Annotated in this window: 13 protein-coding genes; 7 read left to right on the top strand and 6 right to left on the bottom strand. The window is 63.4% G+C overall.

Translation table 11 applies throughout. The features are described from left to right. Positions 1-196: 196 nt before the first annotated feature. The gene (locus EOA85_RS16885; protein ID WP_127210479.1) at positions 197-793 is read left to right on the top strand and encodes a glutathione S-transferase family protein; all 597 of its coding nucleotides are present in this window, start codon (positions 197-199) and stop codon (positions 791-793) included. 74 nt (positions 794-867) lie between these two features. On the opposite strand, the gene EOA85_RS16880 is transcribed toward EOA85_RS16885, so the two are convergent. After that, positions 868-1,518: an outer membrane protein gene (locus EOA85_RS16880; protein ID WP_127210478.1), complete on the bottom strand. Its 651-nt coding sequence runs from the start codon at positions 1,516-1,518 to the stop codon at positions 868-870. Positions 1,519-1,925: 407 nt separating this feature from the next. Here EOA85_RS16880 and EOA85_RS16875 point away from each other — a divergent pair, with 407 nt between their 5' ends. The 5 genes from EOA85_RS16875 to EOA85_RS16855 all read left to right on the top strand — a co-directional run bounded on the left by EOA85_RS16875 (position 1,926) and on the right by EOA85_RS16855 (position 6,216). Continuing rightward, positions 1,926-2,702, top strand: coding sequence for an SDR family oxidoreductase (locus EOA85_RS16875; RefSeq protein WP_127210477.1), 777 nt, complete (start codon positions 1,926-1,928; stop codon positions 2,700-2,702). Next, positions 2,699-4,786 (top strand): excinuclease ABC subunit UvrC, encoded by a 2,088-nt coding sequence (gene uvrC, locus EOA85_RS16870; RefSeq protein WP_127210476.1) that lies wholly within the window; start codon positions 2,699-2,701, stop codon positions 4,784-4,786. The genes EOA85_RS16875 and uvrC overlap by 4 nt, the downstream gene beginning before the upstream one ends. 99 nt (positions 4,787-4,885) lie before the next feature. After that, positions 4,886-5,482: a CDP-diacylglycerol--glycerol-3-phosphate 3-phosphatidyltransferase gene (gene pgsA / locus EOA85_RS16865; RefSeq protein ID WP_127210475.1), complete on the top strand. Its 597-nt coding sequence runs from the start codon at positions 4,886-4,888 to the stop codon at positions 5,480-5,482. A gap of 1 nt (position 5,483) precedes the next feature. Beyond that, positions 5,484-5,741, top strand: a complete 258-nt coding sequence (moaD, locus tag EOA85_RS16860) for a molybdopterin converting factor subunit 1 (RefSeq protein WP_065008951.1) — start codon at positions 5,484-5,486, stop codon at positions 5,739-5,741. A 1-nt stretch (position 5,742) separates the two neighbouring features. Next, positions 5,743-6,216: a molybdenum cofactor biosynthesis protein MoaE gene (locus EOA85_RS16855; protein ID WP_127210480.1), complete on the top strand. Its 474-nt coding sequence runs from the start codon at positions 5,743-5,745 to the stop codon at positions 6,214-6,216. A 44-nt stretch (positions 6,217-6,260) separates the two neighbouring features. On the opposite strand, the gene EOA85_RS16850 is transcribed toward EOA85_RS16855, so the two are convergent. Genes EOA85_RS16850 through EOA85_RS16835 form a run of 4 tightly spaced genes read right to left on the bottom strand, consistent with a single transcriptional unit; the run spans position 6,261 to position 8,827 of the window. Continuing rightward, entirely contained in the window at positions 6,261-6,758 is a 498-nt protein-coding gene (locus EOA85_RS16850; protein WP_127210474.1) for a DoxX family protein, read from the bottom strand. A 2-nt stretch (positions 6,759-6,760) separates the two neighbouring features. Continuing rightward, positions 6,761-7,561 (bottom strand): DNA-binding domain-containing protein, encoded by an 801-nt coding sequence (locus EOA85_RS16845; RefSeq protein WP_127210473.1) that lies wholly within the window; start codon positions 7,559-7,561, stop codon positions 6,761-6,763. After that, on the bottom strand, positions 7,548-8,471 hold the full coding sequence (locus tag EOA85_RS16840; protein WP_127210472.1) for a DUF692 domain-containing protein: 924 nt from the start codon (positions 8,469-8,471) through the stop codon (positions 7,548-7,550). The genes EOA85_RS16845 and EOA85_RS16840 overlap by 14 nt, the downstream gene beginning before the upstream one ends. A 32-nt stretch (positions 8,472-8,503) precedes the next feature. Then, on the bottom strand, positions 8,504-8,827 hold the full coding sequence (locus tag EOA85_RS16835) for a DUF2282 domain-containing protein (RefSeq protein WP_164759703.1): 324 nt from the start codon (positions 8,825-8,827) through the stop codon (positions 8,504-8,506). A gap of 277 nt (positions 8,828-9,104) precedes the next feature. On the opposite strand from EOA85_RS16835, the gene EOA85_RS16830 reads away from it, so the two are divergent. Then, complete coding sequence (locus EOA85_RS16830; protein WP_127210471.1) at positions 9,105-9,869, top strand: YbaY family lipoprotein; 765 nt, start codon at positions 9,105-9,107, stop codon at positions 9,867-9,869. A gap of 137 nt (positions 9,870-10,006) precedes the next feature. Here the strand turns inward: EOA85_RS16830 and ndk are convergent, their stop codons facing one another. Then, positions 10,007-10,429 carry a nucleoside-diphosphate kinase gene (gene ndk / locus EOA85_RS16825; RefSeq protein ID WP_127210470.1) on the bottom strand — a complete coding sequence of 141 codons (423 nt, stop codon included), beginning with the start codon at positions 10,427-10,429 and terminating at the stop codon, positions 10,007-10,009. Positions 10,430-10,637 lie beyond the last annotated feature (208 nt).

The raw sequence follows: 10,637 nt of genomic DNA, 5'->3' as shown, positions 1-10,637 counted from the left end.
GTGCAACTGCCGTACCGCTCATTGCCTAAGATCGCGGAGGAGGACGTCGTTCTCCGTGGCGCCCGGTTTTTCCGCCTGTGGCTGTTGATCATGCCGGCATGTCCAGTCAACAGTGCACAAAAATCAAAGCGCTACGGCGTCCTTTGCGCGTCCAATAGGATACGCGGCGCTGTAGCCGGCAACCAGGAACCCGATCATGCCCAGACTGCTCTACGCCTCCACATCACCCTACAGTTCCAAGGTGCGCATGGCCGCGCGTTATGCCGGCATCGCAGTCGATCTCGTGCCGATAAAAACCGAAGACAAGCCGGCCGAGCTGATCGACGCCAATCCGCTCGGCAAGATCCCGGTGCTGGTGCTCGACGACGGCCGCTCGATCCACGACAGCCGCGCCATTACCCAGCATCTCAACCGCATGTCGAAGAACGCGCTGTTTCCGCGCAATCCCGACAAGCGCCTCGAGGCGGAAGTGCTTGAGGCACTGGCCGACGGCATCTGCGACTGCGCGCTGTCGATGGTCTATGAGCGGCGCACGCGCCCCGAAGACATGGTCTACCAACCGTGGCTCCACCGCCAGTGGGCGAAGATCACCAGCGCGCTCGATCTGCTCAACGCCAATCCGCCAAAGCTGCCAAAGAAGATCACCGCCGGCCAGCTGGCGCTGCGCGCCTGCCTTGGCTATCTCTCACTGCGCTTTGCCGGAAAATGGGAAAAGGGTCGCAATCGGCTGATCCGCTGGGCGGCGCGATTTGACGAGAAGTTTCCGGAGCTGAAACCCTGCGTCCCGGCGTGAGCGCAGCCAGAGAAGGGGTTATAAAAAAAGCCGGGCACGAGGCCCGGCTTTTTCGTGTCGTGGCTTGGACGATTTTAGAACTTCATACCGACGCCGAAGGTGACGCGGTTGTCGGTCGACTTGACCTTGCCGATACCGTCAAAGTCCTTGTCGCCGAAGTCGGTGTAGCGATACTCGACACGGCCGAACACATTGTCGGTGATCTTGATGTCGGTACCGACGCCGGCCGTCCAGCCGAGCATGGTTTGTTCGTCGCTGACGCCGGCCGCTTCGATCTCCTGGTTCTTGAGCGCGCCACCGGCGGTGCCGTAGAGCAGGATTTCCGGGGTAACGGCGTAGCCGAGGCGGGCACGCAGCGAGCCTTCGAAGCCGCCCTTGGCCTCGACGCCGCCATCGTCGCCCTCGATGCCGCTATAGCCGATATCGGCTTCAGCACCGTAGACGAAGTTCTCCGCCTGCCACTGATAGCCGCCGAAGACGCCGCCGACAAAACCATCGGTGTCGACGTCAGTGCCGATACCCTCGGCATCGGCGTGACCGCTGAAGCCGTAGCCCACGCTCACACCGGTATAGGGACCGGCCCAGGAAGCGACCGGAAGTTCGGCGATCGGAGCGGGGGCCGGCGGCTCTTCCGCGATGACGTCAGCAGCATAGGCGGTTCCGCCGAGGGCGAAGAGCCCGAACGCCACCGCCAGCGGTCGCGCAAATTTAAGATTGGCTTGCATTGTTCTTTACTCCTTAAGCCACAGGCACTGGCTTGCTTTTCACAAGCGCCCTCAACCCGCCGGGGGGAAAAACGGGTCTGGCGCTCAACGGGTCCGAATGTCGTGTCGAAATGCGGCTGAAGCGAACCTGAACTTGGGTCATTACCCGGCACGAATGAGGCTGAATTTTGACGTTGCATCAGCGCAACAGATGGTGTCAGGAGGCTTTGCCGTGCCGCGCTGAACACCGCTTGGAGCAAGGGGTCCGGAGCCCTATATTGCGGTCTGACGGCCGAGTCCCGGCCACAGTCGAAAGACCGATCCGGCCGCTTTGCCACAATGCTGCCCAAGGTCCGAAAAGCATTTAACGCTTGGCCGGCCATATTTCGCCGGCGGGCTGAAATCGAAGCCCATTAAGGATTGACAGGATGAGCAAGGCCGCTGGAACGGCGCTGGTGACAGGCGGGGGCAAGCGGATCGGCAAGGCGATCGTCGAGGATCTTGCCGCTAACGGTTTTGCTGTCGCCGTCCATTGCAACCGCTCGCGGGCCGAGGCGGAAGCGTTGGCCGCGGGGATCAACGGCGGCCATTTTGGCCAGGATGGCCGTGCCGCTGTGGTCGCCGCCGACCTGACCGACATGGCCGCGGTCGGCGACCTGATCGGCCGCGCCGAAGCCGCGCTCGGGCCTGTTACACTGCTGGTCAACAATGCCTCACTGTTCGTGGAGGACACAGTTCAGGACTTCGACTGGCTTGCCTGGGACCGTCACTTCGCCGTCCATGTGAAAGCGCCGGCACTTTTGGCGCAAGAATTCGCCCGCGCGCTGCCAGAAGGCCAGGAAGCGCTGATCGTCAATATGATCGACCAGCGCGTCTGGCGCCCGACGCCACGCTATTTCTCCTATGCGCTGTCGAAATCGACATTGTGGACAGAGACGCAAATGATGGCGCAGGCGCTGGCGCCTCGCATTCGCGTCAACGCCATCGGCCCCGGCCCGACGCTGAAGAGCGCGCGCCAGGAAGACAGCGATTTTGCCGCGCAGGTCGACGGCCTGATCCTGAAGCGCGGCCCGGAATTGCCTGAATTCGGCGCCACCATACGCTATCTCTGGGGCGCGCGCTCGGTCACCGGCCAGATGATCGCGCTCGACGGCGGCCAGCACCTTGCATGGCAGACGCCGGATGTGACAGGCATTATCGAATGAGTCCCATGGACCAGAAACCTAAACGGGGCGGCGCCGCCGACGACCTGCCCCCCGATGTCGACCTCGAGGACGAGGCGGCGGAGGAGATCGTCGAAACGTCAGCTCCCGGTTCCGGCGGTCCTGACGTTGCCTTCACGGTCATCGATTGGACGCCGCATGCCGGCGATGCCGACGGCATGGTCGGCGCCGACGTCATCCAGACGCTGGTCAAACGGCTGCCCAACGCGCCCGGCGTCTACCGCATGATGAATGCCGCAGGCGACGTGCTCTATGTCGGCAAGGCGCGCAGCCTGAAGAAACGGGTGACCAATTACGCGCAAGGCCGTTTCCACACCAGCCGCATCGGCCGCATGGTGCGCGAGACCGCGACGATGGAATTCGTCGTCACCCGCACCGAGATCGAAGCGCTGCTGCTGGAAGCCAACCTCATCAAGCGCTTGCGGCCGCGATTCAATGTGCTGATGCGGGACGACAAGTCGTTCCCCTACATCCTGCTGACCGGCGATCACGTCTCGCCCGGCATCTACAAGCATCGCGGCGCGCGTTCGCGCAAGGGCGACTATTTCGGCCCCTTCGCATCGGCCGGCGCCGTCGGCCGCACCATCAACTCGCTGCAGCGCGCCTTTCTGCTCAGGAGTTGCACCAACTCCTTCTACGAGAACCGCACCCGGCCGTGCCTGCTGTTCCAGATCAAGCGCTGCGCCGGCCCGTGCACCGGCGAAATCTCGCATGGCGACTATGCCAAGCTGGTCGCCGAGGCGAAGGAGTTCTTGTCCGGCCGCAGTCAGAAGGTGAAGACCGATATCTCCGCTGCCATGCAGCAGGCTTCGGAAAATCTCGATTTCGAGCGCGCCGCCATCTATCGCGACCGGCTGGCGGCGCTGTCGCATGTGCAGAGCCATCAGGGCATCAACCCGCAGACCGTCGACGAGGCCGATGTCTTCGCCATCCACCAGGAAGGCGGCCAGGTCTGCATCCAGGTGTTCTTCTTCCGCACCGGGCAGAACTGGGGCAACCGCGCCTATTTCCCCAAGGCCGATCCGGCGCTGGACGCGGCCGAGGTGCTGGGCTCGTTCCTGGCGCAATTCTATGACGACAAGCCGACGCCGCGTACCATCCTGTTGTCGCATGGCGTCGAGGACCAGGAGTTGCTGGCCGAGGCGCTCTCCACCCGCGCGGGCCGCAAGGTGGCTATTTCGGTGCCGCAGCGCGGCGAGAAGAAGGATTTAACCGACAACGCACTGCAGAATGCCCGTGAGGCGCTCGGCCGCCGGCTGGCCGAGACCTCGACGCAAGGGCGGCTGCTCACCGGCTTCGCCGAGACCTTCGGCCTGAAGAAAACACCGGTCCGCATCGAGGTCTACGACAACTCCCACATCATGGGCACGAACGCCGTCGGTGCCATGGTTGTCGCCGGCCCTGAAGGCTTCGTGAAGAACCAGTACCGGAAATTCAACATCCGCTCGACCGGGATCACGCCGGGAGACGATTTCGGCATGATGCGCGAGGTGATGGAGCGGCGTTTTTCCCGACTGCTGAAGGAACATGGCGACGTGCCGCCGAGCGAACAGCCGGCGGACGACATCCTGTCCGAACAGGGCGACGATATCGAGCATGCGGGCGGTTTCCCGGCCTGGCCAGACGTCATCCTCATCGACGGCGGTCAGGGCCAGATGACAGCGGTGCGCAAGATCCTCGCCGATCTCGGCATCGAGGACCGTGTCCAGGCCATCGGCATCGCCAAGGGCCAGGACCGTGACGCCGGCCGCGAACGCTTTTTCGTCATGGGCAAGCCACCGTTTTCGCTCCCCGTGCGCGACCCCGTGCTCTATTTCGTCCAGCGGCTGCGCGACGAGGTCCACCGCTTCGCCATCGGCACGCACCGCGCCCGCCGCAAGAAGGAGATGGTCAAGAGCCCGCTCGACGAGATCAGCGGCATCGGTCCCGGCCGCAAACGCGCGCTGCTCATGCATTTCGGCACCGCCAAGGCGGTCAGCCGCGCCGCGATCGAGGATTTGGTCAAGGTCGACGGCATTTCCGAGCAGGTGGCGAAGCTGGTCTACAATCATTTTCACGAGAGCTGATGGATTCGGCTATTTTCGGTTGGTCCATCGACTATCGCCTGTTGACCCCCCACATTCGCTTCTGATTTGAGTAGGCAGGCAGAAAGAGTTCCCAAAAATATGGCCCAGCGCGCATTCAACCTGCCCAACATGCTCACCTATGCCCGCATCCTCGCGGTGCCGCTGGTTGTGCTGTGTTTTTTTCTCGAAGGACATCTGAAGTCGAGCGACTTCGCCCGCTGGTCGGCGCTGATCGTTTTCCTGCTGGCCTCGATCACCGACTATTTCGACGGCTATCTGGCGCGCGCCTGGCAGCAGACCTCGAATATCGGCAAGATGCTCGATCCGATCGCCGACAAGTTGCTGGTCGCCACTTGTCTGCTGCTGCTGGCGGCCGACACCGATCGCCATGCCGGCATCGCAGGTTGGTCGCTGTGGGCGGCGATCATCATCCTGTGCCGCGAGATCCTGGTCTCGGGCCTGCGCGAATATCTGGCGGCGCTGAAGGTCTCGGTACCGGTGACGCAGCTGGCAAAGTGGAAGACCACCATCCAGATGGTCGCCATCGCCTTCCTGCTCGCCGGACCTGCCGGCGACAAGATCTTCCCGCTGACCACCCAGACCGGGCTCGTGCTGTTGTGGATCGCCGCCTTGGTCACGCTCTACACCGGCTACGACTATTTCCGCGCCGGCCTCAAGCACATCATGGACGAGTAGGATGTCGACGAGGCTCATTTATTTTGCCTGGGTGCGCGAGCGGATCGGCAAGCCGCAAGAGGATGTCGAATTGCCCGCCGGCATTGAGACGGTGGCCGACCTGCTGCGCTGGCTGAAATCGCGCGGCGAGGAGTACGAGCACGCGCTGCAATATCCTGATGTGATCCGCGTCGCCATCAACCAGGAACATGTCGAGCACCGCGAGAAGATCGCCGGCGCGCGCGAGATCGCGCTGTTCCCGCCGATGACGGGTGGCTGAAATGCCCGGCGCGGTGGTGCCGACGGTGCGTATCCAAGCGGAGGATTTCGATGTCGCCGCAGAGATCGCCAAGATGACGCAAGGCCGCGCCGACATCGGCGCCGTGGTGACTTTCTCGGGTCTCTGCCGCGATGAAGCGGGCAGGCTCGCGGCACTCGAACTCGAACATTATCCCGGCATGGCCGAGGCCGAGATCGGCCGCATCGCCACCGAGGCGGTTCACCGCTGGCCGCTGCAGGGCCTCACCGCCATCCATCGCCATGGCAGGGTCGCGCCCGGTGAGAACATCGTGCTGGTGGTCGCTGCATCCACGCACCGGCAGGCGGCATTCGAGGCGGCGAACTTCCTGATGGATTACCTGAAATCGCGCGCGCCGTTCTGGAAGAAGGAACACCACACCGACGGCTCGCAAGGCGGCTGGGTCGATGCCAAGGAGGTCGACGACGAGGCCGCAAGCCGCTGGAAGCGAAATTGACGTTTCGCCTCACCGCCAGAGGGGTGGAAACCCATCAGCCCTCGTCAGCCCTTGTCGGTGCCGATCCAGTGATCGAGCGCAATCCGGCCGGGTCCCCACGCCATGATGCCGAGCGCCATCGCCGCCCAGGTGATGTGCAGCGGCCAGCCTTCCGGCACGGTGAGCTGTATGATCAACGTCATCAGCAGCAGCCCGAATGCCGCCAGTCGTGTCGCCAGCCCAAGAACAAGGAGAATTGGCAGCAGGATTTCCGCCGACCCTGAGGCGAACGCAACCAGCCCAGGTGCGGGGAAGTTGTAAGGGCCGCCGGGCAGATGCAGCTTGAGCTCCGAGCTGAAAAGCAGCAATGCGACATCGTTCAACTGTAAAAAACCGTCCCATTTGTTGACGCCGGACCGCCAGAACGGGACGGCGAGTGCGCATCGCAGGACGAGCTGCGTCAGCGACGGTGTTGCACTCGTGCGAAGGGCGGCATTCACCCTCTCGACGAGGGCAGCGATCCCTCGCGGCTCGATGCTGGCGTTCTGCCCATGGTTCGTCATGCTCATCCTCCCTGGTGTGCCGCTGTGAAGGCGCCTGCTTGCAGCAGGTCGGCAATGTTGGCGGAAAGGTCGAATTCGGCACGCTCCGCAAACGCTGCCGCGGCCGCCGCGCCGAGCGGCTCGCCCGCCATAAGGCGATCCAGAAAAACCGCGCTGCCGGGCGGCATATGGAGGACATAGACTTCGAGGCCGGGCCGCGTGATCAGCGCATCTTCACGGCCGTTTGCGTCGATCCGCCCGACAGGACCGTCGCTCCGGTTTGCCGCGAAGATCGTCACGACCGGATAGCGCGAGCGTATGGCGCGCGTTGCCGGGTGCGGCACGAACACGGTATCGGCCAGTCGTTCGGGCGGGATCGACGCCAGTGCTCCGGAAGCCAACGGTTCCGCGTCGGCGGCATGATAGGCGTCGAGCCAAGCCCGCTCCATGCGCGCCACGTCGGCCAGCCACGGCATCGACTGCGCGTATTCGTAGCGCTCGATGAAATCGGGAAAGTCGCGCCCGTATTCGAATAGAAGCGGCGAGGTGGGCGGTGTTTCGCGAACGTGAAAGCGCGCCATAGCGCGAAAGAAGTCCGGGCCGGTGATGCGCAGCGTCGCTGGAAAGCTGGCGGCTAGCGCATCGATCAGGCTGACCGTGACGTTGTTGCGGTAGACAGCATATCGCTTGACTGCAGCCTTCCCGTTCGGCCCCGAGACAGCGTCAGGCGGGGCGCGATCAGGATCGAGCAAACCGGCGGTGAAAGCCGCGGCATAGTCAAACCGGTGGCCGAGATCGCCTGACTGGAGCTCATCCTGCGGCATGGGCTTTTCCGAATATGTAATCGCTGTCGGCGTGACGGTCGAGGATCGCCTGGGCGGCGGCCGCCTCCGCCTTGAGCACCGGCCAGTCGGGAATGTCGCTGTCCCATTCGATCAGCGTAGGAAGCGGCCCGCATCGGCCGATGACGACATCGAAGAGCTTCCAGACCGCGTCGGCGACCGGGCCGTCATGGCTGTCGATGAGCAGCACATCGCCCTCGTCATCCTCCTGCTCGGCGTGCCCGGCCAGATGGATTTCGCCGATATGTTCGAGCGGGAAATCCGCGAGGTAGGAAAGGGCTGAATAGCCGTGATTGGTGGCCGAAACGAACACGTTGTTGACGTCGAGCAGCAGGCCGCAACCGGTACGCCGCACCAGCTCGCGAATGAAATCTGTCTCGCTCATCGTCGATTCCGGGAAAAGGACGTAGGTCGAGGGGTTCTCGAGCAGGATCGGGCGGCCGATCGCCCGCTGCATTTCGTCGATGTGATCCGCGACCCGCGAAACCGTTGCCGGCGTATAGGGCAGCGGAAGCAGGTCGTTATAATAGGTGGTGTCGTGGGTCGACCAGGCGAGATGCTCGGAAACGAGCGCCGGCTCATAGCGGTCGACGAGCGCCTTGAAACGGCCGAGATGCGCTTTGTCGAGCGGCCGCGGTCCGCCGATCGACATGCACACCCCGTGCAGCGAAACGGGATAGTCGCGGCGGATCTTGGTCAACGCATCGTGAGGCGGGCCGCCGGCTGCCATATAGTTTTCGGCGTGGACCTCGAAGAAACCGTCCTTGCTGCCGCCGGCAATGATCGCGTGCGAATGTTCATGCTTGAAACTGGTGCCGGCAAGGCCGGCGACCGGGTGTGCCGGAAAGCGCGAGGTTTTCGACATGCGGAATGCTGGGGCCAGTCCGTTCATCTTCGTCTCCGCTTTCCGGGCAGTTGCATTGCTTACGACGGGATGTCGCGGGTCAGTTCCGTGGGCGAGCCCTTGCGGTCGCCGGGTAGGTCCATCGTCGTGCAGGTGCCGCCGTCGACAAACTTCCAGGCGTTGCCTTGGTAATCGACAGTCGAGGTGCCTTGGCAGGTAGTGCCAGGTCCTGCCGCGCAGTCGTTCTGCCCCTTCAGGGCGACGCCAAAGCACTTCTCCTTGCCGGCATCCATCGCCGCCTTGGCCTCTGCCTCGGATAGCGGCGCGGCCGTCGCAAAAGAAGCAAGAGCCGTGGCAACGGCGCCGGCCAGAAAGGCTGCGCTCACGGTTGATCTCGTTGTCATGATTTCACCTCCGATTGGGTTGTTGCGCGCCCGTTCCTCAAGCGCGCATTGGTAAGTTCGGTCCGGAGGCCGCTGTGTTACATCTTTGGGGAACACGACTTCGTGATCGCCTGGGACCTGGCTTGAGCATAATGCCGGTCATGCCAAGGCGGCCGACGAACAAAGACCACAAGCCGGATGGCACCGCCGTGCGAACAGTGCGTGTGTGGGGCGCCACGGAACCACCGCAATCCTGCGAGACGTTGCGACCAGTTTGGTGCGCTGGGGGAGCAGGATCGTGCTGGGCAAGATCGCCAAGTTCTTCCTCTTCGGTGTCATGCCGCTGGTCGTCGGTATACTGGTGCCTGAGTTGTCCGTCGCTGCCGAGAAGACCCTGAAGGGCGAGGTGACGTATCGCGAGCGCATCGCGCTGCCGCCCAACGCCGTGCTTTTCGTGCAGCTTGCCAATGTCTCGCAGGCCAGTGCGCCGGCCGCTGTCATCGGCGAGCGCAAGATGGCGCCGGCCGGCCAGGTGCCGATCAAGTTCGAGATCAGCTTCGATCCCCAGGTGATCCGGCCTGATATGACCTATGTGCTGCAGGCGCGCATCACCGTCGACGACAGGCTGTTGTTCATCTCCGATATGCGCCACCACGTCGATCCGCTGAGCGACGCGCCGCAGACCATCATGCTGAAGATGGTGACGTCGAGCGAGCAGCCGGCGTCGGCGTCGGTGTTCGGGCAGAGCTGGCTGATCGAGTATATCGACGGCATTGGTGTGATCGCCGAGCCGCAGGCGACGTTCAGGATCAGCGAGGCCGGCAAGGCCGGCGGCAGCGGTCCTTGCAACGCGTACTTCGCCATCGCCAAAGTCGATGGTTCGACGATCGCCATCAATGACATCGGTTCGACCTTCAAAGCCTGCGCGCCCGAGATCATGGCCGAGGAAAAGGCGCTGTTCGAGGCGCTGGCCAAGGCGGCGACCTACCATGTTGACGCCGGCAAGCTTGTTATCGCAGACAAGGACGGCCGCGTCATTCTGCGCTTCAACGCCGCGAGCTGATCGTTCAAACCGGTTTCGGTTTTTGAGCATCATGCGCTGTGGAGGGCGCCGGCATCCGGTGCAGGATCGCCGCAACGAATAAAGGCCAGCATTGCGCCGGCCTTTTTTGCATGTGACGTGGTGATGGACTTATCGGCTCAGCCGACGATCTCTGTGTCCGAGAACCAGTATTTGATCTCCTGCGCGGCGGTCTCCGGCGCGTCGGAGCCGTGCACGGAATTCTCGCCGATGGACAGCGCGTGCACCTTGCGGATGGTGCCTTCGGCGGCGTTGGCCGGGTTGGTGGCGCCCATCACTTCGCGGTTTTTGGCAATGGCGTCTTCGCCTTCCAGAACCTGCACGACCGTCGGGCCCGACGACATGGACTCGACCAGCTCGCCAAAGAACGGACGCTCCTTGTGGACGGCATAGAAGCCTTCCGCCTCGCGGCGGCTCATCCACACCCGGCGCGAGGCGATGACGCGCAGGCCAGCTTCTTCGAGCATCCGGGTAATGGCGCCGGTGAGATTGCGCCGGGTCGCGTCCGGCTTGATCATGGAAAAGGTGCGTTCGAGCGCCATGGGGTCGTCCTTGTGATGGAGAGTGGAATTGAGGGTGGCGGGCTCTATACAAGCCGACCGTCGGCTTGCCAAGGGGAGGTCGGCGCGCCGCGTATTTCTGCACTAGCCGCCGCATAGGGCGTCACCGTCAGCGCCAATGTTGTCATACCTGCATCTCGATCGTCATGTTGGCCGTGTCGCCAGCCCGAAGGCCTTCGCGGACCCGGAC

Source organism: Mesorhizobium sp. M5C.F.Ca.IN.020.29.1.1 (genome assembly GCF_003997375.1).
In the GTDB taxonomy this organism is placed as follows: Bacteria; Pseudomonadota; Alphaproteobacteria; order Rhizobiales; family Rhizobiaceae; genus Mesorhizobium; species Mesorhizobium wenxiniae.
The sequence above is the reverse complement of the archived record's forward strand: the minus strand, read 5'-3'. Positions and strand labels throughout refer to the sequence as shown.